Source organism: Microbispora sp. ZYX-F-249 (genome assembly GCF_039649665.1).
GTDB classification, from domain to species: Bacteria; Actinomycetota; Actinomycetes; order Streptosporangiales; family Streptosporangiaceae; genus Microbispora; species Microbispora maris.
On record NZ_JBDJAW010000011.1, the window covers coordinates 20,595 to 44,165 of the forward strand.

19 protein-coding genes and 1 tRNA gene are annotated in these 23,571 nt (G+C 67.4%); 7 read left to right on the forward strand and 13 right to left on the reverse strand.

What is annotated here, in order from left to right; genetic code table 11:
• The first annotated feature begins 83 nt into the window (after nucleotides 1–83).
• Together AAH991_RS15340 and galK are read left to right on the forward strand one after the other, a co-directional pair.
• Nucleotides 84–1,745: a catalase gene (locus AAH991_RS15340; protein ID WP_346226482.1), complete on the forward strand. Its 1,662-nt coding sequence runs from the start codon at nucleotides 84–86 to the stop codon at nucleotides 1,743–1,745.
• Nucleotides 1,746–1,861: 116 nt separating this feature from the next.
• Nucleotides 1,862–2,983 carry a galactokinase gene (gene galK / locus AAH991_RS15345; protein WP_346226483.1) on the forward strand — a complete coding sequence of 374 codons (1,122 nt, stop codon included), beginning with the start codon at nucleotides 1,862–1,864 and terminating at the stop codon, nucleotides 2,981–2,983.
• A 4-nt stretch (nucleotides 2,984–2,987) separates the two neighbouring features.
• Here galK and AAH991_RS15350 read toward each other — a convergent pair whose 3' ends face one another.
• From AAH991_RS15350 to AAH991_RS15360, 3 genes are all read right to left on the reverse strand, one after another.
• Nucleotides 2,988–3,758, reverse strand: coding sequence for an enoyl-CoA hydratase-related protein (locus AAH991_RS15350; RefSeq protein WP_346226644.1), 771 nt, complete (start codon nucleotides 3,756–3,758; stop codon nucleotides 2,988–2,990).
• Between the two features lie 40 nt (nucleotides 3,759–3,798).
• Nucleotides 3,799–4,953 carry a nitric oxide synthase oxygenase gene (locus tag AAH991_RS15355; protein ID WP_346226484.1) on the reverse strand — a complete coding sequence of 385 codons (1,155 nt, stop codon included), beginning with the start codon at nucleotides 4,951–4,953 and terminating at the stop codon, nucleotides 3,799–3,801.
• A 165-nt stretch (nucleotides 4,954–5,118) separates the two neighbouring features.
• Nucleotides 5,119–6,663, reverse strand: coding sequence for a serine/threonine-protein kinase (locus AAH991_RS15360; RefSeq protein ID WP_346226485.1), 1,545 nt, complete (start codon nucleotides 6,661–6,663; stop codon nucleotides 5,119–5,121).
• A 580-nt stretch (nucleotides 6,664–7,243) separates the two neighbouring features.
• Between AAH991_RS15360 and AAH991_RS15365 the strand changes: the two genes are divergently transcribed.
• Together AAH991_RS15365 and AAH991_RS15370 are read left to right on the forward strand one after the other, a co-directional pair.
• Nucleotides 7,244–7,630, forward strand: a complete 387-nt coding sequence (locus AAH991_RS15365; RefSeq protein ID WP_346226486.1) for a hypothetical protein — start codon at nucleotides 7,244–7,246, stop codon at nucleotides 7,628–7,630.
• A gap of 206 nt (nucleotides 7,631–7,836) precedes the next feature.
• A complete protein-coding gene (locus AAH991_RS15370; RefSeq protein WP_346226487.1) occupies nucleotides 7,837–8,607 on the forward strand; it encodes a hypothetical protein in 771 nt (256 codons plus the stop codon).
• A 106-nt stretch (nucleotides 8,608–8,713) separates the two neighbouring features.
• Here the strand turns inward: AAH991_RS15370 and AAH991_RS15375 are convergent, their stop codons facing one another.
• From AAH991_RS15375 to AAH991_RS15390, 4 genes are all read right to left on the reverse strand, one after another.
• Entirely contained in the window at nucleotides 8,714–9,421 is a 708-nt protein-coding gene (locus AAH991_RS15375; protein ID WP_346226488.1) for a M48 family metallopeptidase, read from the reverse strand.
• An 18-nt stretch (nucleotides 9,422–9,439) separates the two neighbouring features.
• Nucleotides 9,440–12,697, reverse strand: coding sequence for a type I restriction endonuclease subunit R (locus tag AAH991_RS15380; RefSeq protein WP_346226489.1), 3,258 nt, complete (start codon nucleotides 12,695–12,697; stop codon nucleotides 9,440–9,442).
• Between the two features lie 419 nt (nucleotides 12,698–13,116).
• On the reverse strand, nucleotides 13,117–13,545 hold the full coding sequence (locus AAH991_RS15385) for a type II toxin-antitoxin system VapC family toxin (RefSeq protein ID WP_346226490.1): 429 nt from the start codon (nucleotides 13,543–13,545) through the stop codon (nucleotides 13,117–13,119).
• The gene (locus AAH991_RS15390; RefSeq protein ID WP_346226491.1) at nucleotides 13,542–13,784 is read right to left on the reverse strand and encodes a hypothetical protein; all 243 of its coding nucleotides are present in this window, start codon (nucleotides 13,782–13,784) and stop codon (nucleotides 13,542–13,544) included. Before AAH991_RS15390 ends, AAH991_RS15385 begins: the two co-directional genes overlap by 4 nt.
• 992 nt (nucleotides 13,785–14,776) lie before the next feature.
• Here AAH991_RS15390 and AAH991_RS15395 point away from each other — a divergent pair.
• Nucleotides 14,777–14,968 carry a hypothetical protein gene (locus AAH991_RS15395; protein ID WP_346226492.1) on the forward strand — a complete coding sequence of 64 codons (192 nt, stop codon included), beginning with the start codon at nucleotides 14,777–14,779 and terminating at the stop codon, nucleotides 14,966–14,968.
• Between the two features lie 383 nt (nucleotides 14,969–15,351).
• Here AAH991_RS15395 and AAH991_RS40475 read toward each other — a convergent pair whose 3' ends face one another.
• Complete coding sequence (locus AAH991_RS40475) at nucleotides 15,352–16,563, reverse strand: restriction endonuclease subunit S (RefSeq protein WP_428833989.1); 1,212 nt, start codon at nucleotides 16,561–16,563, stop codon at nucleotides 15,352–15,354.
• Nucleotides 16,556–18,994, reverse strand: a complete 2,439-nt coding sequence (locus AAH991_RS15400; RefSeq protein ID WP_346226493.1) for a type I restriction-modification system subunit M — start codon at nucleotides 18,992–18,994, stop codon at nucleotides 16,556–16,558. Before AAH991_RS15400 ends, AAH991_RS40475 begins: the two co-directional genes overlap by 8 nt.
• Before the next feature lie 664 nt (nucleotides 18,995–19,658).
• On the opposite strand from AAH991_RS15400, the gene AAH991_RS15405 reads away from it, so the two are divergent.
• Nucleotides 19,659–20,009 (forward strand): MmcQ/YjbR family DNA-binding protein, encoded by a 351-nt coding sequence (locus tag AAH991_RS15405; protein ID WP_346226494.1) that lies wholly within the window; start codon nucleotides 19,659–19,661, stop codon nucleotides 20,007–20,009.
• A gap of 244 nt (nucleotides 20,010–20,253) precedes the next feature.
• Here AAH991_RS15405 and AAH991_RS15410 read toward each other — a convergent pair.
• A tRNA-Asn gene (locus AAH991_RS15410) sits at nucleotides 20,254–20,326 on the reverse strand.
• Between the two features lie 259 nt (nucleotides 20,327–20,585).
• Between AAH991_RS15410 and AAH991_RS15415 the strand changes: the two genes are divergently transcribed.
• Nucleotides 20,586–20,888 carry a YtxH domain-containing protein gene (locus tag AAH991_RS15415; RefSeq protein WP_346226495.1) on the forward strand — a complete coding sequence of 101 codons (303 nt, stop codon included), beginning with the start codon at nucleotides 20,586–20,588 and terminating at the stop codon, nucleotides 20,886–20,888.
• 250 nt (nucleotides 20,889–21,138) lie between these two features.
• Here the strand turns inward: AAH991_RS15415 and AAH991_RS15420 are convergent, their stop codons facing one another.
• From AAH991_RS15420 to AAH991_RS15430, 3 genes are all read right to left on the reverse strand, one after another.
• Nucleotides 21,139–22,050 carry a hypothetical protein gene (locus AAH991_RS15420; protein ID WP_346226496.1) on the reverse strand — a complete coding sequence of 304 codons (912 nt, stop codon included), beginning with the start codon at nucleotides 22,048–22,050 and terminating at the stop codon, nucleotides 21,139–21,141.
• 32 nt (nucleotides 22,051–22,082) lie between these two features.
• On the reverse strand, nucleotides 22,083–22,586 hold the full coding sequence (locus AAH991_RS15425; RefSeq protein WP_346226497.1) for a hypothetical protein: 504 nt from the start codon (nucleotides 22,584–22,586) through the stop codon (nucleotides 22,083–22,085).
• Between the two features lie 121 nt (nucleotides 22,587–22,707).
• The gene (locus AAH991_RS15430; protein WP_346226498.1) at nucleotides 22,708–23,436 is read right to left on the reverse strand and encodes a DUF8817 family protein; all 729 of its coding nucleotides are present in this window, start codon (nucleotides 23,434–23,436) and stop codon (nucleotides 22,708–22,710) included.
• Between the last annotated feature and the right edge of the window lie 135 nt (nucleotides 23,437–23,571).

Sequence of the window (23,571 nt, forward strand, 5' to 3'; positions counted from 1 at the left end):
CATACCCCGACGGAAACCGGATAGGGGGGTCTTGAAGTGGACTAACAGTTCAAACGCGATCAAATAACGAGAGGAGCCGTCCCATGACGGACGTGTCGAGCAGGGGACCGGAGCCCGGAGACGAGCGTCCGGTGCTGACCAACCGTCAAGGGCACCCGGTCTACGACAACCAGAACCAGCGGACGGTCGGCGCGCGAGGCCCGGCCACTCTCGAGAACTACCAGTTCCTGGAGAAGATCAGTCACTTCGACCGGGAGCGCATTCCCGAGCGGGTGGTCCACGCTCGCGGCACGACCGCCTTCGGCTTCTTCGAGGCGTACGGCAAATGGGGGGACGAGCCGATCGCCCGGTTCACCAGGGCGAAGCTCTTCCAGGAGGCCGGCAAGCGCACCGACCTGGCCATCCGGTTCTCTACCGTGATCGGGGGGCGCGACTCGTCCGAGTGCGCCCGCGACCCGCGCGGCTTCGCGGTGAAGTTCTACACCGAGGACGGCAACTGGGACCTCGTCGGCAACAACCTCGCGGTGTTCTTCATCCGCGACGCCATCAAGTTCCCGGACGTGATCCACGCGCTGAAGCCGGACCCGGTGACGTTCCGGCAGGAGCCGAACCGGATCTTCGACTTCATGTCGCAGACGCCCGAGAGCATGCACATGCTCGTCAACCTGTTCAGCCCGCGCGGCATCCCGGCGGACTACCGGCACATGCAGGGCTTCGGGGTCAACACCTACAAGTGGGTGAACGCGCAGGGCGACACCGTCCTCGTGAAGTACCACTGGATGCCCAAGCAGGGGGTCAGGAGCATGACGGCCGAGGACGCCGCCCGCATCCAGGCCCACGAGCTCGGGCACGCGACCAAGGACCTGTACGAGGCCATCCAGCGCGGCGACTACCCGGAGTGGGAGCTGCTCGTCCAGATGATGAGCGACGACGACCACCCCGAGCTGGACTTCGACCCGCTGGACGACACCAAGGTCTGGCCCGAGGAGCTCTTCCCGGCCAAGCCGGTGGGCCGCATGGTCCTCGACCGCACCGTGAGCAACAACTTCGCGGAAAACGAGCAGATCTCCTTCGGCACCGGCGTCCTCGTCGACGGGCTCGACTTCTCCGACGACAAGATGCTGGTGGGCAGGACGTTCTCCTACAGCGACACCCAGCGCTACCGCGTCGGGCCGAACTACCTGCAGCTGCCGGTCAACCAGGCCAAGAACGCCAACGTGCGCACCAACCAGCGCGACGGCCTCATGACCTACCACCAGGACCAGGGAGGCGAGAACCCGCACGTCAACTACGAGCCGTCGATCAACGGCGGGCTGCGCGAGGGCCAGTTCCCGACGCACGACGAGCAGGGCCCGGAGATCGTCGGCAGGCTCACCCGCAAGCGGATCCCGCGGACCAACGACTACAAGCAGGCCGGCCAGCGCTACCTGCTGATGGAGCAGTGGGAGCGTGACGACCTGGTGGAGAACATGACCACCATGCTGTCGCAGTGCGACCGGCCCATCCAGGAGCGCATGGTCTGGCACCTGCTGCTGGTCGAGGACGACCTCGGGCTGCGCGTCGGCGAGGGGCTCGGCATCACGCCCGACGACGTCAAGCACCTGGAGCCGCTGGCCAGCCAGGACCTGACCGACGAGGACAGGGAGCGCCTGGCGGGCCTCGGCAAGAACGGCCCGCGCGACGTCTCGGGCCTCAAGATGACGCACTGCGTCCCTGACGAGCGCGCCACCGTACCCGCCATGTGAGATCGGCGTGGCCGGACCAGGGGCCCGGCCCGGGCTACCCGGGCCGGGCCCCGGCACGTCCGCGGCACGGGGCCGCTACCCTACGGGGAGGCTGCGATGTTGAGGAGTGTGCGACTATGCGCGTTGTTGATGCTTTCCGGCAGGCGTACGGCGGCGAACCCGCCGGAGTCTGGCACGCGCCCGGCAGGGTCAACCTGATCGGCGAGCACACCGACTACAACGACGGCTTCGTCCTGCCGTTCGCGGTGCCGTGGGGCGTGACGGCCGCCGTCAGTCCCCGCGACGACCACACGGTGCGGATCGCCTCCCTCCAGGCCCCCGGTGAGGAGCAGGTGCTGGCGGACCTCGACCGGGCCGCGGGCTGGGCCCGCTACCCCACCGGCGTCGTCGCCATAATGCGCGGCGCCGGACTCCCGGTGCGCGGCGCCGACATCGTGATCGACGGCGACGTGCCCAAGGGCGCCGGGCTGTCCTCCAGCGCCGCGCTGGAGGTCTCGGTCGGGCTCGCCCTCGACGACCTGTACGGCCTGGGCCTGGAGCCGATGGAGCTGGCCAGGCTGTGCCAGAAGGCCGAGAACGAGTTCGTCGGCATGCCCTGCGGGATCATGGACCAGGCGGCCTCCGCACTGAGCAAGGAGGGGCACGCGCTGTTCCTCGACTGCCGCTCGCTGGCCGGCCGCGCCGTGCCGTTCGACCTGTCGGCGTACGGGTTGCAGATCCTCATCATCAACACCGGCGTCCACCACGAACTGGCCGACGGGCAGTACGCCAGGCGGCGTCAGGACTGCGAGAACGCGGCCAAGCGCCTCGGCGTCCCGTCGCTGCGGGACGTCACCGACCTCGCCGCGGCCCTGTCGCGGCTGAGCGGCGACGAGCGGGCGCGCACCCAGCACGTCGTCACCGAGAACCACCGGGTGGAGGCCGTCATCGGGCTGCTGCGGGCGAAAGCCGTACCGGAGATCGGCGCCCTGCTCAACGCCTCCCACCTGTCCCTGCGGGACCAGTACGAGGTCTCCTGCCCGGAACTGGACGTGGCAGTGGAGGCCGCGGTCAAGGGCGGCGCACGGGGGGCGCGGATGACCGGCGGCGGCTTCGGCGGCTCGGCCATCGCGCTCGTCGCCGACGACCGGGTGGACCGGGTCCGCGCCACCGTGGAGCATGCCTACGCCGAGCGCGGCTGGGCCGCGCCGACGTTCCTGCCGGCCACCCCCGCCCCGGGCGCGCACCGCGTCCGCTGAGGTCTCACCCAAGAGGCGGGAAGTCCGGCGGCCGGCGTTCGAGGAAGCTCGCCACTCCCTCGGCGAAGTCCGGCCGCCGGAACGACTCCATCATCAGCCGTACGGCCTCGTCCCTGGCCTCGTCGAGCCCCGACTGCCAGCCGCCCCATATCTGCCGCTTGATCACGGCCATCGACGCGGGCGAGCACTGGGCGGCCAGCTCCTTCGCGTACGCGACGGCCTCGGCGAGCAGCCGCTCCCCCGGCACCGCCCGTACGGCGAGGCCCATGCCGCAGGCCTCGGCGCCGGTGAAGACCCGGCCGGACAGCAGCAGGTCCATCGCCCGCGCCTGGCCGGCCAGCCGGGGCAGGATCCAGCCGAGGCCGTACTCGGCGACGAGCCCGCGCCGCGAGAACGCGGTCGTCCACTTGGCCTCCTCGGCGGTGACGACCACGTCGCACACGAGCGCGTGGACCATTCCCAGACCGGCGCACGCGCCGTTGACCGCGGCGACGACGGGCGTCCGCAGGGTGGTCGGAAAGGTGTTGGGCCGAGGGTCCTGCTCGTCGGCGTAGGTCCCCGCCTGCAGGGCCGTGAGGTCGGCGAAGTCGGCCCCGGCGCAGAAGCCCTTCCCCGCGCCGGTCACCACGACCGCCCGTACGGACGGGTCGCGGTCGGCCTCCTCCAGCAGGTCGAAGTAGCGCCGTCCCATCTCGGCCGTCCAGGCGTTCAGCCGTTCGGGCCGGTTGAACGTCAGGATCCGCACACCGCCGTCGTCCTCGGACAGCACCACCATCGCCACACCCCTCCTTCGCCCGAACATAGTTCTACACGTTCTACACCAGCGGAGGGCGGTGGACGTAGGCCGGCGTGAGCCGTACGTCGTCGTAGTAGCGGTGGAAGACCGGCGTCGCGGCGCCGGACAGGGGCGGCACGATCCAGGACCAGTCGGCGGGGCAGACGCGCCCGCTGCGCTCCTCCCGCTCCAGATGGGTCATGAACCGCCGCGCCTCGGTGTGGTGATCGGTGATCGTGACACCGTCCTCCGCGAAGGAGTGCAGCACGGCGACGTTGAGCTCCACCAGGGCCTGGTCGCGCCAGAGCGTCCGGTCGTGGGAGGTGTCGAGGCCCAGCTGCCCGGCGACCACGGGGAGCTGGTCGTAACGGTCCCGGTCGGCCAGGTTGCGCGCGCCGATCTCGGTGCCCATGTACCAGCCGTTGAACGGCGCGCACGGGTAGGAGACGCCGCCGATCTCCAGCGACATGTTCGCGATCGCCGGCACGGCGTGCCATCGCAGTCCCAGGTCGGCGAACCACGGGAAGACCGGATGCCGGAGCGGCACCTCCAGGACCGCGTCGCGCGGCACCTCCCGCAGGACCAGGGCGCCCTTGGCCTCGACGACCAGCGGCAGGACGTCGAACCTCGTGCCGTCCCCCCGCCAGCCCATGCGCAGGGCCCGCGTGGTGATCCGCGCGTTGGCCGGATCGCCGAGGACCGAGCCGTCCTCGCGGACGTACCCGGCGTACCGGATGAGCTGGTCGTTGAGGATCCGCGGCGCCTGCTCCCCCGGCCGGTCGGGGGCGCACACCGTGATGGTGGGACGGATCCTGCCCTTCCCCGTGGCCGCCCTGAGGTGCTCGACGCACTCCTCGGCCACGCCGTCCGCGGTGTCCACGTGCCGGCGGTCACGGACCTGCAGCGACCGCCAGTAGAGGCGCCCGATGCACCTGTTGCTGTTGCGCCACGCCACCCGCGCGCCGAAGGTCAGCTCGCCCGTGGTGTGCGTGTAGGTCCCCGTCTGGTCGATCTCCGCGAAGACCTCCCGGAGCCGCTGCTCCACCGGGCCCGCCGGCGGGTTCTCCGCATGGTGGAGCCGGATGAAGTCCTCCGCCTCCCGTCTGTCGACCTCCTCCCCGCGTTCCCGTACGGGCGCGGGGGTCTTCCTCGATTTACGCCAAGTCAGCACGACCGCCACACACTTCGCGCTCACGGGCGCCCCGCGCCGGTTCCGGGCCGGCGGCGACACCCTCTCGCAGTGGCCCTCACCCCACTGCGCCGTCCGTGGTCCGCGGCAGCCGCGACCGGTACGGCCGCAGCGCTCCACATTTTCCGCGAAGTCCCCGGATTTGTCCGCCAAATCCACACACCGACGGCTTCAGATCTCCAGCGCCGCGAGGCTCTCCCCCACTCGTGCGGTCGCCGGGTGGTCTCGGCCGAAGCGACGGGACAGCTCGTCGTACAACTCGGCGAACGTGAGATGGGCACCGGCGAGGTCGCCGGACCGCCTTTCCATCTCGCCGATCTGACGGCGCAGCTCCAGCGTCCGCTGGTCGCCGGGTGGATAGGCACGCTGTTGGTCCGCGAGCAGGTCACGCAGGAGACGAAGGGCCAGCTCGGGGTCGTTCAGGTGCGCCTGGCACATGGCCTCCTGCATGCGGCACCGGAACGTCCGCTCGTCGTCGGGCCCGTAACGCCGGGCCAGGTCGGGAGCGAGCCGGTTGTAAGCGGCAGCGGCGCGCAGGTAATCACCGCCTTCGAAGAGCGCATTCGCCAGCTGTGTCCGGAGATCCAGCACCTCGGGGTCGTCGGCACCGAAGATTCCGCCGGCCAACTCGGCCACCGAGGCGAGCAGTGCGGCCACCTCCTCGTACCGCGACTGCAGAAGCAGGGACATCGCCTTGTGGTGAGCTCGTTCGAGGTCCTTCCTACTCAGCTCGCTGTGCTCGCGCAAGTTCTCCTCCAAGCCGGCCGGGGCCGCCGCCTCGGCAGAGGAGATCAGGATGCGGCTGACCGCGTGGGCGTACATCCGCACGGCACTCGGCTTGTCGGCCGTGACTCCGGGCAGATGGCCCACCCCGGTCACGTACGGCATCAACTGGTCGTGCACCGCAGCCGCGCTCACAGGGCGATCCTCGGCGCGTTTGGCGAGCAGGGAGGCGAGGATCCCATCGAGTTCTCGGGGCACGTCGGACCGGAACGAGCGCACCGCCGGAGGTGCGGCCCTGATGTGCTGCTCCTGGACGCTGAACTCGGTGGGCCCGGTGAACACCGGCTCGCCGGTGAGGAGTTCGTGCAGGACGCACCCGAGCGCGTACAGATCGCTCTGGGGCGTCACGGCACCCGCACGTATCTGCTCGGGCGGGCTGTACGACACGGTGCCGAGGATCTGGCCCGTCTGCGTGAGTCTGGACACCTCGGGCTTGTGCAGCATGGCGAGACCGAAGTCGAGGACCTTCACCGTGCCGTCGCGACGGACCATGAGATTGGACGGCTTCAGATCCCGGTGCAGGATGCCCCGATCGTGGGCGGCATTGAGCACGGCGGCGATCTGGGCGCCTACTGCGGCGGCCCATCCGACGGGTAACGGTCCGTGTTCCGCGATGACGTCCTCGAGCGTGACACCCTCGACGAACTCCATCACGAGGAAGAGCCGACGCCCGATGACCGGATCGTCGAACGCGCCGAGGTCGTAGATCGTGGGCGCGCCCGGATGGTTCAGCTGAGCCATGACCTGGGCTTCGCGGTCGAAGCGGCGCTCCATCTCGGGGTCGGGCCGATCGTCGGGGAAGCGAATGAGCTTGATCGCCACGCGCCGGTCGAGGACCTTGTCGTGGCCACCCCACACCGTTCCCATGGCACCCCTGCCGAGGTGCACGGGGTCCAGCTCGTACCGACCGAGTATCACCGTACGGTCAGGCACCACGCCTCCGCATGCGACGGGGAGATCAACGCCAGGACTCTACTCGGGAGGCGGCCGCAACATGGCGGAAGGGCCGCGCGCTGAGCGCTGCCGATTCAGACGATCCTCGTCATCAAGGTGACCCGGCGCGGGACCGCGCCGGGTTCGGCGAATCGGCCGGGGTGGCCGGACCGCCGGAGCCACCCCCTCGACGAGATGTGTTCGCACGGATACCGACGGAAATCACGTGCCGCGATTACATTCCGGGCCACTCGACCGCCTCAAGATGTGAGAGCCGCTGCTCAAGGACGATTTCTGGGCCTGGACACAGTATGGACCCCGCGGAGACAAAACGGTTTTCGGCAAATCATACGTGAGCACCAACAGCGCCAATACCTGTACGGACGGGACGTACATGGGGCACGGCAGCGGCTACTACGACTCGGCGAGCGGGGCGAAATTCGGAGGCAGCATGGACAGCGCTGAACGAGACATCACCTGCTGACCCCCGTGTCGGCGGCGAATCCCGATAAGTGATGCAAGGATTCACGGGCGGCGGAGAATCTCCGCCGCCCGGCGCTCACGCAAAGGTGGCTGACGGATGGCGTCCTTCGCTCGTCGCCTCGCTCTTCTTCTCGCGGTCTCGGCGACGCTGGCAGGCTGCGGACTCCGGGATGATGTGGCGGGGAATCCCTGGGATGACTGGCGACACAAGGTGAGGGGGACCAGCATCGACTCCGCTCCTCGTGCCGATGTCAACGGAGTGGTTCTGCCTCTTTTCCACGCCGACTGGTTCGTCATCGACGGCGGCCCGGGAAGCTCTCCGCCCACGTCTCCTGCCTGGCCGGCGAGTGCCACGGCGGGGGCGCCTTTCATTCTCCACCTCACGACTCCGGTGCCCCCCGCGTGGATAGAGATCAGATCCTTCCGGAAGGCTGTGACCAGCCCGAGGGGATTCGTGAAGAACTGCGCTGGAGGTGTGGAGTGAAGGAACGCTTCGCCTGTTCCTACCGGCGGCACAGGGACGGATTGGTCGCTGTGAATCTGCCCGCGGGCTTCTTCACCCGCGATGAAGCCCGCAATTTCACCGTTCAAGCACTGTGGGACGTTCCTCCCGGGCAACGCCACAAGAACTACCCTGACAGGGGAAGCGTGAACGCTACCTGGTTGTGCTCCCTGGGTAAGGCAGTGTGAGTGGAAGAGACGCTCGCAGAACTTCTGCGGTCACCGGTCGGCCGCAATGCGGCCTACTGGGTGCAGTGGGCCGATGAGTGGCACAGGTCCCGCGACTTCTGGGACCTGTACAAGATGTGCGTTCTGGCGGCGCTGAGACTGTCTGAGGGCGACGACACGCCGGAAGAGGTGTTCGACGGTGAGCGGTGCACGCTCGACGCGGTCCGCCTCGTCGCGGAGGTCCTGGAGTCGCATCCGCTCGCACGCCGCCTTGCTGTCACGTCTTCACCGCAGATTCATTTCGGTGACCTTCACGTAGCTCGAACGCCTCGGGCATATACGGGAGCGCCTCCGCAGCCCGCGACTGGCCGTGTCGTCGTGAAGCCTCAAGGTGTCTTCTGGACGTCGTCACTGGTCGACCGGGAGCGCAGCTCCTGGCAAGCGGCCATCGAGAGTTCCTATGTTCCCGTCGACCCCGCCGAACTGACCGAATACTGTCTTCCTTTCGAGCCGCAGAACGTGAGGATCTTCACGATCGACGGTCCTGCCGATGTCTGGTCGTTGGTGGGCAGATACGCCAGACGTGACGGCGGTCGGCATTTTATGGATTGGGGTGCCCTCGCCCGCGAATACGACGCTGTGCATCTCACCTTCCGCGGGCTCCTGACCGCGCAGGGCGTCCCGGTCGAGGAAGGGTCCGCGAGCTTCGTCCTGCACGGATGGGACGCCGAGAGCGTCGCCTGGTTCAACTGCCGGCACTTCGGCGAGGCCGTCACCAGAACCCGCCGCTGAGGGAGAACCCTCAGGGGATATGCCGGAGTAGCCGCTTCACGGGCGATGGCCGGACAGGATGAGGGGTCTCCATCGCTTGAATTCACTCCCTCGCCGCTCCGCCTGGTCAGCGTCCTTCCTCCGGCAGCCACAGGTCGGGGCCGAGTCGGCGCAGGCGCTCTCGGCAGTCCTCGTAGCCGGGCAGCACCCGCTCCACCAGCCGCCAGAACTCCGCACTGTGGTCATGCCGGAGCAGATGAGCCAGCTCGTGCACGAGCACGTAGTCGATGAGCGTCGGCGGCAGCTGCATCGTCGCCCAGTGAATGTTGACCTTGCCGTCGGGTGAGCAGGACCCCCAGCGGTAGCCGAGCGGCAGCACCCGCAGCCCGGTCACTTCGACGCCCATCCGCTGCGCCCACGGCCGGATGCGCCGCTTCAGCCACGATTCACCGACCCGGCGATACCAGCGGACCAGGTCCCGCGCGCCCCCGCCCCGGCCCAGCTCCAGCCGTCCGCGGATCAGGCGCACCTCGCGTCCCGGCTCCACGATCCGCAGCCGGTACGACCGGCCGAGGTACGGAAAGCCCTCGCCGGCGACGTACTGCCTGGCCGGGCGGGCCTCGCCCAGCTCGCGCCGCTCGGCGAGCTTGCCGTACAGCCAGGGCCGCTTGGCCTCGACCACCTTCACCAGTTCGGCCTCGGACACCTGCGGCGGGACGACCGCGGTGACCGAGGCGTCCCGCTCGACGGTGAGCCGCACGGTCTTACGGCGCGGACTCACCGACACGGCGATGTCGAGGTCGCCGACCCGAAGAACGCCCGGGAAGTCGTTCACGGGCATCAGCATGCCAGGTCAAGGCTTGGGGATGCGCTGCCGGTTGTGCCTGACCACGTCGAGGAGCTGGCTCGAGATCTTCTTGAGGTCGTCCTCGTCGCAGACATCGGCGTCGAACAGCACTCCGGAGATGCGGCGGCGGAACTTCTCCTGGTCGGTGCGCTTGGTCGGCTTCCAGAAGTCGGTGCGGTGGACGGTCTCGACCGCCAAGGCGTACACCTGCCGGGTGACGTCGACCAGGGCCGTGTCCTGCGCGTCGTCGGCGGAGGTGGCGGTCTCACTGAGCAGCACGCCGTAGAGGGCCGTCTCGACGTCGCTGAGTCCGTGCGGGTTCTCCGGCCGCTCCTCCACGATCTCGGTGAGCAGCCCCTGCAAAGCACGCACCTGCGCCTCGATGTCGGTGGCGAGCTCCTCCAGGATCTTCTCCAGTCGCTCGCTGAGCAGTTGGTAGCGGCGCGGGTCCTCCCCCGCGTGCACGGAGATGTGGTAGCGGATCGCGTGCTCCATCTCGGACGCCTTGGCACGCGGGCCCGGCAGCGCCTCGACCTTCTCCGCGAAGTCCGGCGCGGTGAGCGCGACCGGGGGCAGCTTCTGCTCGATGCCGAGCGATACCACGTGGTCGTCGATCAACTCGCGGATCTTCTCGCCGTACGCCGCGGGGTTGAACTCGCCGCCGTCCACCCGGTAGCGGCGGTTCGCGGTCATCTTGACCACGGTGAAGTGCTTCCCGTCCGGCAGGTACGGCTTGGCGGCCGGGTCCGGCAGCACCGCGTTGACGGTCTTGAGGAACCGGGCCAGCTCGACGTTGAACTTGTCGCGCAACTCGTCGTCCGCGAGAAGCTGGACGCAGCTCTCCACGTCGTCCGCGTTCGCGCCCCGCTCGGAGAACAGCATGCGCACCCGGTCGCGCTGCGGCTCCAGCTTGCAGATCTCGTCCTGCGGGTCGCGCATCGCGTTCTCGACGTCGGCGGCGTCGTCGCTGTCGTAGTCCTCCCGGGCGTAGAGGCGCAGCGCTTGGAGCAGGTTCTCCGCTACGCCGTGATAGTCGACGACGTAGCCGAAGTCCTTGCCGTCGGAGGTCCGGTTGACCCGGGCGATCGCCTGCAGGAGTTCGGCCTCCTTCAGGCCCCGGTCCAGGTACATCACCTGCTCGATGGGCGCGTCGAAGCCGGTCAGCAGCATCGACTGCACGATGACGAACCCGATCGGCGACTCCTCGTACGGCTGGGTGAAGCCGTCGATACGGGTTTTCCGCTTCGCCGGGTCCGTCCACTCGGCCAGCTCCTGCTCGCGCTCGGAGTTGCCTTCCGAGATGACGGGCACGAAGTCGATCCGCTTGAGCAGGTCCAGATGCCGCGAGGCCCTGACCAGGTAGGCCTCGCGCCTGCGTAACGCGTCCACCTCGTCCAGCGGCGTCGCCAGCATTTTGGGCGACAGCCGTTCGATCTCCTGCACCAGCTCGTCGCGCGCGGCCAGCAGCGCCTCCCGGTAGCGCACGGTCGCCTCCCGGTCTTCGGCGACCACCTGCGCCTTGAAGCGCTCGGGCAGGATCTTCTCGACATAGTGCCGCAGGATGTTCTTGGCCTTGGCGGCGATGAGCTGTTCGGCGGCGGAGACCTTCCCCTTGGTGGCGTAGCGCCGCTGGAGCTGCTCGCGCTCCTCCTCGGTCAGGCCCTCCAGGTCCTCTTCGAAGATGTCGTCGAGCTCCCGGCCGTCCCGTACGGCGCCACGGACCGTCCGCACCTCGTAGACGATCGGCACGATCACGCCGTCGTCCTCGGCGTCCTTCAGCCGGTATTTGTCGATGAACGGGCCGAACAGGTCGACGCTGGTCTTACGCCGGCTGTTCCTGGTCATGATCGGCGTACCCGTGAACCCGATGCGGGCGGCGTTGGGCAGCGCCTCACGCAGGTTCGCGCCGAGAGTGGCGCTGTGCGAGCGGTGCGCCTCGTCGATCAGCACCACGATCGACTCGTCGGTGTTCAGCTCCCCGAGGGGGGTGGATGCGGCCATGCCGTCGCCGCCGCGCCCGGCGTCCTGGTTCTTCTGAATCATCACGAAGACGACGCCGGGACCATGCTTGCGCAGGGTCGCCTGCGCCTTGGCGCTGCTCGCGGCGACGTCCACGTGCTCACCGCTGAGCTCCATGGTCTCGCTGAGCTGCCCCTGGAGTTGGGTGCGATCGGTGACCACCACGACCTTCGTGTCGGCAAGGGCCGGGGTCGCGCGCAGCTTGCGCACCAGGAAGGTCATGGTGAGGCTCTTGCCGGAGCCCTGGGTGTGCCAGATGATCCCGCCACGCTGGTCCTGCCGGCCGTGCTGCAACCGCGTCTTGCCGGTCAGCAGCCGCTCGACGGTCTTGCTGACCGCCCGGTACTGCTGGTAGCGCGGCGCCGCCTTGATCTTCACGCCACGGTCGGTGGTTATGAACGTCACGAAGTTGTGCACGATGTCGAGCAGCCTGGCCTTGTCGAGCACCGCTCCGACCAGGATCTCCTGCCGGCTCAGCGTGTCCTCCGGCTTGCCCAGGCTCGCCGCGAGCTGCCTGGGGGTCAGCGGGTACGGATCACGCCACGGCACGTAGTGCTTCTCCGTCGCGGTGAACGTGCCGAGCTTGGCCTCCTCGCCGCTCGTGACGACGGTGAGCTGCACGGTGTGGAAGAGCTTCTGGTTGCCCGTGCGGATGTCGGTGCGGCGCTGTTCGGCGTAGTCGCGGATCTGGTTTACCGCGCCGGTCAAGTCGGTGACCTTGGGCTGCTTGCACTCGATGACGACGAGCGGGATGCCGTTCACGAACAGCACCAGGTCTGGCACGATCGAGTTGCCCTGGGAGCCGGGGACGTCGACCCGGAACTGGTTGACGACCGTGAAGTCGTTGTTCTCCGGGTGCTCCCAGTCGATGTAGTGCACCCGGCGGCCCTTGCCACCCTCCCAGCCGGGCACGCCCTCCACGACGTGGCCGTTGATCAACAACTCGGTGGCCTTCTCGTTGGCTTCCAGCAGGTTGCTCGCCGGGAGCCGGGTCAGCTGGTTGACCGCGCTGGAGATCCGGCCATCGTCCAGCCACGGGCGTCCCTCGAAGTCAAGGTTGATCTTGTGTACGGCGGCCCGGAGCACGTCTTCGAGGATCACCTCCGAGAAGGAGGTACGGCCCGACTTGTACGGCTGCATGGGGATGAACGCTCCCGGCGAAGCCCCTTCCAGGTGCCGCCAGCCCATCCCCTTGAGCTGCTCGATGAGCGGCCGCTCAACCAGCGCGTACTCCAGATCAGCCACGGAATCCCCTACCCGACCGAACGTGACTCTTTAGGCTCTTGATGTGACTCCCGAGAGGTGGCCCGGACGCGCGCCACCACCTCACCAGTTCAAGAGCCGTTGACTCCGAGGCTAACTGATCTACTCAATACTTGGCAATCAACATGTACATGTGTGAACCAGGTTTACAAAATACCTTTCTATCGCCAGAGTGCTTGCTGAGAGCGACCGCGTCGGGTCTACTTGTAGCGGTCGGTGACAAAGAGGTCCAGGGGATCTCTTCCCCGGAGATCGGGATAGCCGGCCTCACTCAAACAGTGCCCGAGGGAGTCAACATCGGTGCCAGATAGCCTTGATATGACTCTCTCGAACCGTTCGCCGGCTGAGCCATCCGCACGAAGAGTGCTTCCCCATCTGCAGCTGTCCCTGTGGTGGCCACTTCAGGCGGCAATCACCTGGATCTGGGTCTTCAAACCGGCGAAGTCGTCCGGATTCCGAGTAACCAAAGGGAGACCGTTGGCCGCGGCGACGGATGCGATCAACAGATCGGCGAGCCGTTTGCGTGGCTGACGGCCGAGATCCAGGACGAGCGCGTAGATGATTCCGTAGGCACGGGCGGCATCGGTGTCGAAAGGGATCGGATCAAAGGTGGATTCCGCCCACTGCAACAGCGCCTGCCGAACGGCTCGTGCGTCGGCGGTCTTGGCCGCGTGAGGACCGGCTGCGAGCTCAGCCATCGAAATGGAACTGATCGCCGGACGCAGGTCGCCTGGCCGACAGCCAAGGGCGTCAGCGACGTGCAACTCGTCGAGTCGTTCGAGATCGATAATGGCGGAGGTGTCCAGCAACAGGTTGTGAGGGTCGCTCACTGGCCGTCCCCGAGCAGGGTGTCCTGATCGATCACAGCATCGACGTCGCTGCGGAACTCGGCGTAGTCGATGCGTGGCAGCCGGGCCGCCGTGCGCCTGACTTCGCCCCACGGCACGAAGGTTTGGCGACCACTGACCAGCCGGAGCGCGTGTGCCCGGACCTCGACCAGCTGATCTGGAGTCAGCCGCTCGACGAGGTGGTGCACGTCGTCGTAGTCGTGATCGTGGGCGGCAGTCATGCCTTCGAGTCTACGCACCAGCCCTGCCCCGGTGACTATAAACACTTCAAGTCTGAGGGCCACCACGATGCGTGAAGTGCCTGGGAGCCCGGAAGCCAGACCAGGGTTACCGAGGCATATCGCGTGCCCGGCCTTCGCGTTGCCTTATCAGTACGCACCGGCGGGGCGGCTCAGCGGGCAAATCCGAGCAGCAGACCCCGCCACATCTCGTGGGCCCGGGAGGTGATCATTCGCTCGGTCTCACGAACCTTCGGAGTGCACCGCGTGCGGTCGGTCCGCCGGATGAACATCAACCCATCGGCCGCGCACAGCTCGTAGGAGACGGCTTGACAGTCGTCGTAGCTGTGTCGGACGACCCATGCGTGCGCGGTGCGATGGGTCTCCGGCAGCCACCGCAGCCGGGCTGCTCGGGCGGCAGATGCAGCCCCAAGCACGACACAGAACTCGATCGGGAACCGCTCATGTACGCGCCGGTTCAGCCGGACCGCTCCCACCCGGCGGGTTCTCCTGCCGAGGTACCGCCTGCTCGGCAAGGGCCTCCTGCTCTGCGATGGCCCGGCTCAGCTCACACAGCTCGCCGCCGTCGCCCGTACGGCACGCCCCCGCCTCCTCGGCCACGATCGGGACGGCCGCTCCCGGCTGGCCCACAGCCCCCCAGCGTCCGAGCCACATGCGCGAGGTGTGCTCACGCGTCCGCAATCGACGACCGACGGCCCGCCACGACCATGCAGAGCCGTATCCGCACGTATCGACCTGGTGCCCGCGCTCCCTCGCCGCCGGCCAACCCGAAGAGGCCGGACACGTCACGCTCACCGCGATCACGAGCGGGCTCCTGGTGCCCACACGCGACCGAGTAGCTGGTTGGTGACTCGACCCTCGTTCAGCATGCGACAAACCCGAGAGTCGGAGTTGATCTTTCTTAAGATCGTATCGCAGCACAGCATCGAGATCACCAAATCAGCCATCACATCGTGATTTCCTACACTGGCAGCATGACCGAAGATGCCGCGACAGTCGACCAGGAACTGATCGACTACCAAGCCATTCGTCAGCACTTTCCCTTGGGTTGGACGCGGTCCCACCGAAGAACTCGACTTCTCAAGACCTACCGCGACGTCATAGCCGGCGCACGAGTCAGGAGAGAGATCATCGAGGCGATCGAAAAGATCAGGCGGAGCGCGTGAGACAGTTACTCATCGGCTCTGGCCCGCTCATCGCCACATTGTCACCCGGAAATGCTTCCACACGCGCTGCGTCGATCAGTTGGCGAACTGGCCGGGACAGTTGGTGATTTCGGAGCCCGTGCTCACGGAGACGTGCAGCTTCATGCGGAACAACCATCGGAAGGGTCCGGAGTACGAGTTCATCCTGCTTGATGACTCCTGTGCCAGCAGTGGAGATTTCGTGGTCGTCATGCCGACCGACGAAGATCCTGCGCGGAGCCAGAGGACTGGTCCGCCGCCGAGTCGATGTACCACTCGGATACGTCTGCACCATGCTGATCGCCATGGCCGAGCGCCTACAGATCACCGATGTCGCAACAGTCGGACCAGAGAACTCTTGGCATTTACAAGTTCTCTAGCACAGCTTCCGCCTCCGACACCCGCACCCGCCCGGTCATTAGGTCCTGCGTAAGCCCCTCCCTTATAAGCTTCAGCTTCGATAGCTCTTCGACTCCGGCCCGTCGGACCGCGCGAGCATCTCGTATCCGAGCGACAATTTGTTCCTGATCCGGAAGGGGTGGCAACGGCAGACGAAAAGATTTCATCTCGTGCAAATGGATATGCTTAAGCCCACTTCCAGATGAGAGAGCAGCTAATTGCCGGCGGAAGATGGACGAGTCGAAAAACAGCGCCAAGAAATCCGATGTGACCCTGCCCATGCGGGGCCGAAGCAAGGCCACAGAAACGAAAATACTGAATTCGGGTGCACCACGTGGGACAACTCTAGCCACACCCAAGGTCCCATCCTTCGACACCAGAACGTCGCCTGGACGAGGAGCCACCCGCTTGATGAAACTACGGTGATCCGATGTGGATATGTAACGACACGGGGTGAATGAGATGCCTGGACCACGCGTAAGGTTCTCTACAGTCAAGAATGGCACCCCCGACTCCACATAAGCAGGGGTATGGTGCACACCATCAATCACCCTCTCGACAACCAGTCCGAGTCGATCGAAACTTGTCACACTCGACAGCAATTCGGATATGAGAGCAACCTCAACCTTCCCTAGTTTGACTTCCGCCCTCCTTGCATCCTCTATTCTGCTGTCAAGCGCATCAAGGATCTCCGCGATCCGCCCCTGTTCATCCAACGGAGGATACGGAACCTTCCACCCTAAGGTCTCCCGCGGACGCACCCGAGTATGGCTTCCTGTAGTCCCAATTGCACAGGCCTGAAGCTTGCCCGAGAAATCTCCAGAAGAAAATAATCTTTTATAGAACCGAAGGTCCACGTCTACATTACTTTTAGGCACATATACCATAAACTCCGTAGACGCAACGTCACAGCCATCTCCTCGCGGATGCTCTGCTATCTGCACTCGCGGAATCCTAGGATTTAGCTTCGATACCAGAACACTAGGCGCTCCGACTAGAAACTTTTGACTCTCAATATCTCTGCCCGCCTGGGCAACCGGCCCAGCGTGAGAGTCGAAAGCAGGTAGGCTATAGTGCGTAAATACCGTATCCGGTCGGAGTGCTGGGTTCACTGCCACCGAGGAGATCGAGAAGATTTCTCCCAAAGGGCAAACTGGCCACCGGTCAATGTCACGCATAGCCGAGCTCCTTCAGGTAGTCCTCCAGGCGGGCGGCGGCGGCTTCGCGTTGGGCTTCGAGGTCGCGGAGGGTGACCGCGTACTTGTCGGCCCAGGTGCGGAAGGCCGTCTCGAACAAGCGCCGCGCGGCGGCCGTACGGGAGTCGAGGCGCGTGGCCAGGGCAGTGCGGAGGACGCCGAGGACGAGATCGCGGCGCTGGTCCTCGTCCAGCATCTCAGCGGCCATGTGGAGCCGGGGCATGAAGTCGCCCTCGAGCGCGGAGACCTTCCGGCGGGCGGCGGCGACCTCGGCCTTGAGCTTCTTCAGCTCTTCCTCCGACAGCCGGTCCTCCGGTTCCTCGGTCTCGTCCTCCTCATCCTCCGGCTTGGCGGTGGCGGCCTTGTACTGTCCGTTCAGCTCGGCGTACCGCGCCTCGGCCTCCTCCAGCTCGACCAGGTACTCCGGAATGAGCTCGGGGACCACCCGATGGTCGCGGGCCTTGCGCTTCTCGGCGGCGACCTTCTGCTTGTCCCAGTACTCCGCCGTCTCCTCGTCCTTGTCGAACGCGTCCTCGATGGTGGCGATCCAGCCGTCCACCACGCCGTCGAAGCCGTTCAGGGACAGCGTCTTGATGTCGTACTGCGTCTCGCCCCACCAGGCGGCCACGACGCCGGCCAGCTCGAACCGGTCGAGCATGCCGAGCGGCTGCAACTCGGCCACGAAGGAGTTCAGCAGCTCCCTGCGAATCTCCATCACCTCGCGCGACTCGGGCAGCTCGACCAGGCGCTTGCTGTGCCGCGTCCACCAGTCGGCGAACGCCTCGCGAAGCCGGACCTCGGCGGGGGCGGCCAGCTCGGGCAGGCGCTCGGCCGTACGCTGCCAACCTTCGGGGAGGAAGTCGTAGTAGGCGGCGTCCCGCTCGGCGAACAACTCGCCGGCGTCGATGCCGAAAGCACGGAACAGGCGCTCCTTGTCGCGCACCTCGCTCTTCGGCACGCCGCCGTTCAGGTGGGCGCGTACGTCCTGCGGCTCGGGCGGCGGGGTGTTGTCGACATAGCGGCGGATGTTGAGGTTGAAGTCGTTCTCCCGCAGTTCCTTGATATCGACCACACGGGCGAAGCCGGGGATGTCGGTGTACTCCTCGTACGCGGCGACGATCTTCTCGGCGTGCTGCGGGTCGAGGAAGTTCTGCGCGCGGCCGGGGGTGAACTCGCGGTCGGCGTTGATGAACAGCACCTTGCCTTGCCGCTCCTCCGGCCGCGGGTCGCTGCCGCGCAGGACGAGGATGCAGGCGGGGATGCCGGTGCCGTAGAACAGGTTTGGCGCGAGGCCGATGACCGCCTCCAGACGGTCGTCGCGGATGATGCCCTCGCGGATGTCCCTCTCCTTGCCGCCCCGGAACAGCACGCCGTGCGGCATGACCGTGGCCCCGACGCCGTCTGGGGTCAGCACCGCGAGCACGTGCTGGGCGAACATCAGATCGGCCTTCTTGCCGGTCTCCGGCGCGAAGCCATACCGGAACCGCTCGGGGTGCTCCATGCCGGCCCGCACGTAGTTCTGCGAGAACGGTGGGTTGGTGAGCACCCGGTCGAACAGCAGCAGCTCGCCGTCCTCGGTGTGGGCCGGGTTGGCGAGGGTGTCGTCGTTCTCCAGACCGGCGTTGTTGATCCCGTGCAGGAGCATGTTCATCTTCGAGATGGCCCAGGTGCCGCCGTTGTACTCCTGGCCGTACAGGCTCAGGTCGCGGTGGTCCTGGCCGTGCTCCTCGACGTATTCCTTGGCATGGATGAGCATGCCTCCCGAGCCGGAGCACGGGTCGTAGACGCGCATGCCGGGGCCGGGCTTGACCAGGCCCACCATCATCCGGACGACCCCACGCGGGGTGTAGAACTCCCCGCCCTTCTTGCCGGCTGAGTCGGCGAACTGCCCGATCAGGTACTCGTACGCGGCACCGAGCAGGTCGGGAAACTCGAAGTCCTCGTTGCGCAGCTTGTAACGGTTGAAGTGATCGACGAGCTGCTGCAGCCGCTTGTCCGGGATGGTCGACTGGCCGACCTTGCGGGTGAAGTCGATGTGCTCCAGCACACCTTCGAGCGACTCGGAGTTGGCCGTCTCCAGCGCGTGCAGCGCCTTATTGAGCAGGTCGCCGACACCCTTGGTGCGGGAGTACGCCCTGATGTACTCCCAGCGGGCCTCCTCCGGAACGAAGAAGTCGTCTTCGTAGAAGTCCGGGTTCTCCGCGCTGCGCTCCGCCTCCTCGCGGCTGCGCCCCTTGGCCACGAGCCTCGCGATGAGCTGTTCCCGCACCGTTTCGAACTGGTCGGAGCAGCGCTTCAGGAACAGCATCCCGAAGATGTACTCCTTGAATTCCGAGGCGTCCATCTTGCCGCGGAGGATGTCCGCCGCTCCGAACAGATGCCGTTCGAGCTGCGGCAACGTCAGCTTCGCCACGCGGTGGCCTTTCTCCTTCGACCAGTGAGACGGACGGCGCCGTAGGCGCCGAGAGCAGTCTCGCAGGACCCGCCCGCGCAGGACCCGGTTCTCCGACCGCTCGGCGAGAGTAGCGGATTGCCAGTGTTCCTGTCCACGTCACACTATCTGCTTGTGTATGCAACTCACTAGCTACACGCTCTCGTAGTCGTGCTGGAGTGGATCCGGCACGCGATGCCCGCGACGCCCCTCTGCATATTGACGCGAACCCCGACCTTTCGGTGGTCCTTCCGACATCGACGACGAGGTCAACGTCCCGGTAGACAGCACCGCTCCCCTGACAGACGCCAGGTACGACCGCCCGCCGCACGTTCGTGGGCGAGGGTCGCCATGACGGGAGACAGGACGGTCGATCCGGCGGATCAGGCTGGCCTCGTCGCCCGTCTTCGCGAGATCGTCGAAGGTGGTCTCCGAAACGACGCCGTCCAGGCCATCATCGAGTTCCGTGCTCCAGCGCGAGCGGAGAGGGTCTTCACGGCAAGGGCGCCGTCCGAGGGCTGCTCGACCGGCCGACAGTGATGCCGTTGCCTCACTCACCCCGTTACGCGTGGCGGAACGAGCTCCTCAAGGGCTCTGAGGAGAACTGCTGACGCGAATGTCGGAGGCGGCTGGTAGAAGGTGAGCCATGGGCGTGAGCGTGGATGAGTTCCTGGCCTTGCTGGCCAGGCTGCCCGAAGTCGAGCAGAGCTACGGCGGCGAGTGGGTCTCGCTGAAGGTGGACGGCAAGGGCTTCGGATATCTGTGGGAGAAGACCCGGACCGTCGGGCTCAAACAGACGATCGAGGAGCAGATCGCGCTGGTGTCCGAGCGTCCCGAGGTCTTCGAGGTGCAGTTCACCGCGGGACGCTTCGGCTGGGTCGTGGTGAAGCTCGACAGGATCGAGGAGGACGAGCTCTTCGAACTCGTCACCGAGGCGTGGCTGCTGACCGCGCCGAAGGACCTGGTCGAGGCGCACGAGCCCGAGCTCCTGCCATAGCCGCCTGCCCGCGAGGTCTCCGCCTGTCGGTAGGGCGGGCGCGGGCCCGGGCGATCGCGGGGAACGGCGGATTTCCGAGCGAGCGGGTGACGTTCCGATGAGCCCTGCCCCCGGTGTTCCCCGGGGGCAGCGGCCGCGCCGTGGTCATACCGTGGCCATCGCGTGCGGACCTGGAAAACGGCCCACGACCCTGAAAAACGACCGAGGCCGGTGATCTGGGATCACCGGCCTCCGGAGTGATGAGCTCCCGCGATAGGACTCGAACCTATAACCTGCCGGTTAACAGCCGGCTGCTCTGCCGATTGAGCTACACGGGATCGTGCTGTACTGCTGTTACTTCCTGCTCCGCTCGTTCCGGCCTTTCGGCTTTCCTTGCGGCGCGGAACTAGATTAGCGCACTCCGGGGGGTGTCTGTCACATCGATTCCGTCCGCGAGTCGTCGGGTCTTGATCGGCGTACGGCAAAGAGCGCCCGGACGCCCCGGAAGCCCGCCCGGGCGGGGCCGCGGCGGCTGCTGTTGGATAGAGACAGGCCCTCGGGGTAGGGGGGCGGGGAACACGAGCGCGGAGGTGGAAGATGCGATACAAGGCGATGTTCGCCACCGGGCTGGCCGTCGGCTACGTCCTCGGCACCCGGGCCGGGCGAGAGCGCTACGAGCAGATCAAGCGCTTCGCACAGCGGCTCGCGGACAGCCCCACGGTGCAGGAGGCGGCGGGGCTGGTCGGCGCCCAGGCTTCGAAGGTGGCGGGCAAGGCCAAGGACCTCGCGGGCGACAAGGTGCCGTTCCTCAGGAAGACGGAGTCGTCCTGGGAGTCCGACAGGACCGACCGGGTCGGCACGGCCACCGGCTGGCCGGCCGGCGCCGACCAGATCCCCTGAGCCGATCCCCCGGCAGACCACACCCGGACCGCGGCCGGCCCGTTCCCACGTTGCGGACAGGGCGGGGCGGGTCGCCTCCCGGCAGGCCATACACACGGACCGCGGCCGGCGAGCCGCGGCCACGCACGGCGGGCCCCCGACCCCGGCCGGGGCCCGCCGCTCGCCAAGCGCGAGCGGGCGCCACAAGAGCAACCGCGCCGAGATCACGCCCGATCGGCACCCCGCACCGTACGGCCCCGGCAGGACACGCTCAGGGACGGAACAGGTCGGCGACGTCGTCCCCGTAGGGGTCCCGCGCGGTCCTGCGGGTGCGGGGGGCCGTGATGGAGGCTTTCACGTCCCAGCTGAAGCGGGTGGCGACGGCCACGGACTCCGCCGCATAGCCCTTGCCGGGCCGCCACACCGCCTGGACCACGATCGGCTTCCCGGTCAGGTCGGTGGCGATCCCCCAGAAGACGGTGATCGCGCCGAACCGGGGGTCGAGCCGCCCGCCGAGCATGGTCCGGAACGACTTGGACATCGCGAACAGCTTGCCGAAGGTGGTCGTGCCGCGGTAGCTCCACGTCTTCTTGACCGCGCGGTCGTCGGCATCGTGGACCGCCGATCCCGGTCTGCTGCTCGACGCGGAGGCGACCAGGGCTTTGAGCGTCCCGAGGTCGAAGGCGTCGATGATCTGGTCACCGTAGAGCGCCGCGCCGCCGGGCGCCTTCCCGATCTTCGCCCACGACGTGCCGCCGTACGCCGGGCCCGCGCCGTAGAGCACGGCGCCGACGCTGCGCACACGATGTGCCGCCAAACCGACCCGGGCGAGGTCACCCGCGCGCCGGTCGCCGCCTGCGGCGTCCTCTCTCAGAAACTGCAGACTGCAGTTGTCCCACAGCATCGACCGCTTCATGTCCGCGGCCACGACCCCGCCGGGGCCCAGCCGCGCCATGCCCGTCACGTGGGGGTCGCTGCTCCCGCCCTTGCAGTAGCCGCGGGGCAACTCGTCCACCCGCGGGTCGCGCGGCCAGGCGACCGACGTGTGCTGGAAGATCTTCACCGGGCTGCCCTGGGCCTCAAGCCGCCGCACGGCGGCCACCACGTCGACCGCCGCCGCCTGCGCGGGCACCGGCAGAGCCGCGATCCCGAGCACAGCCGCCGTCATCACTCGCCATTTCATGCGAAGTGATCATTCCATGGCCCGTGCCGACGTCAGACGCCGAGGCTGCGCCGTACCTCTTCGAGCGCCTGCTCGGCGTGCGCGCGCAGGCCCGGGTCCTTCGCGTCGAGGCCGGGGTCGAAGATGAACTCCCAGCGCGGGGTGTCGTAGCCGGGGATCCGGCGGGCGACGAGGCGCACTCCCCCGCGGCCGTCGATGGTCACATGGCGGCTCGCGACGATCGTCGAGGTCACCCGCTCGCGGATCGTCTCCGGCAGCCTGCCCGGCTCGGGCAGGAGGGACCGGTGGACGGATCCGTCCGTCATCGTGACCGTCACGCCCTCCTCGTCCCACACCGCCTTGTCCATGAGGTGCCACGGCAGGCGCGGCCCGTCCGGCAGGTACAGCGCCCGCGTGGTGGCGACGGCGTGGCCGCCCTCCGGCGTACGCGCGTGGCTGATCGGGCGCTCCCCGCTCTCCAGCGCGAGAGCCGTACGGACCTCACGGGGCAGCCGGGAGCCGAACAGGCGGGACAGCGAGGGCTTGGGAGGAGTCAAGAGGCACCGCCAGCGTACGACGACCGATAACACCCCCGAGGCTATCCGGCGGCCCCGCCCCTCCTGTCGCACGGCTCCGAGCGCGGGATCCGTGCGACCCGGGCGAGGAGCCGCTCCGCGCTCAGGGGAGCCACTCCCGGAGTCCGGCGAGATGCCCGAGTTCCGACTCGACACGCCGCCTGTCGTCGGCGGTGAGCTCCAGACCACGCAGATCGGTGAGCCAGGGATCGGCGGGCTCACCGAGGACCGTGGCCAGGTCGACGAGGTGGCACAGGACGATGGCCCGCTCGACCGGCGAGGCGTCCACGGCGTGCCTGCGCACGGCGGACTTGAGCGCGCGGAAGGCCTGCAGGTCGTCGTTCTTGAACTCGCGCAGTATCCGGGCGTTGTCGAGCGCCTTGGCCAGGCCCGTCAGCTTCTTCGAACCGCCGTACTCCAGCTCGGCCGGCTCGTCGCGCTGGATGAAGATGATCGAGTTGCCGGACGGATCCATCAGCGTGAACCGGGACGCGCCGGGCCGGTAGCGGGTGATCCGCGGCAGGCCGGAGCTCAGCACCTTCCCATGGACGCGGCGCATCGCCGCGACGAACGCCGCGTGGTAGGGCGCCACGGCGTCGACCATGACCAGGCAGCCTCCGGAATGCTCCCGGGCCGGATCCAGGTCCTTGGGCGCCGGGCCGAAGTGCAGCTCGAATCCGCTCCACCGCAGCGCCAGATAGACATAGGGCTTGGTCTGTTTGTAGGTCGCCTCGAATCCCAGCGCCTCGTAGAACGCCAGGGTCTCCTCCGGCGACGCGCACGGCAGCAACGGCACCGTCGTCTCGTTCGGCCGGACCGCGGGCTCACTCATGTCATCCACCTTTCGGATCGCCCGGCGATGGTCGCAGCCCCCGGCACGGCCCGCATATGGATCGATCCAAGCACCCCTGCGGGCCCGGAACGCGACGAGCGCCTCCCGTGAGCCGGGAGGCGCTCGTCCGCGTCC

Coding starts and splice junctions, on each gene's coding strand:
- AAH991_RS15430 (WP_346226498.1), bottom strand. CDS start 23,436: ATGAGTGAGCCCGCGGTCCGGCCGAACGAGACGACGGTGCCGTTGCTG.
- AAH991_RS15350 (WP_346226644.1), bottom strand. CDS start 3,758: ATGGTGGTGCTGTCCGAGGACGACGGCGGTGTGCGGATCCTGACGTTC.
- AAH991_RS15365 (WP_346226486.1), top strand. CDS start 7,244: ATGGCGTCCTTCGCTCGTCGCCTCGCTCTTCTTCTCGCGGTCTCGGCG.
- AAH991_RS15415 (WP_346226495.1), top strand. CDS start 20,586: ATGCGATACAAGGCGATGTTCGCCACCGGGCTGGCCGTCGGCTACGTC.
- AAH991_RS15420 (WP_346226496.1), bottom strand. CDS start 22,050: ATGAAATGGCGAGTGATGACGGCGGCTGTGCTCGGGATCGCGGCTCTG.
- galK (WP_346226483.1), top strand. CDS start 1,862: ATGCGCGTTGTTGATGCTTTCCGGCAGGCGTACGGCGGCGAACCCGCC.
- AAH991_RS40475 (WP_428833989.1), bottom strand. CDS start 16,563: ATGCGTGACATTGACCGGTGGCCAGTTTGCCCTTTGGGAGAAATCTTC.
- AAH991_RS15390 (WP_346226491.1), bottom strand. CDS start 13,784: ATGACTGCCGCCCACGATCACGACTACGACGACGTGCACCACCTCGTC.
- AAH991_RS15340 (WP_346226482.1), top strand. CDS start 84: ATGACGGACGTGTCGAGCAGGGGACCGGAGCCCGGAGACGAGCGTCCG.
- AAH991_RS15405 (WP_346226494.1), top strand. CDS start 19,659: ATGGGCGTGAGCGTGGATGAGTTCCTGGCCTTGCTGGCCAGGCTGCCC.
- AAH991_RS15395 (WP_346226492.1), top strand. CDS start 14,777: ATGACCGAAGATGCCGCGACAGTCGACCAGGAACTGATCGACTACCAA.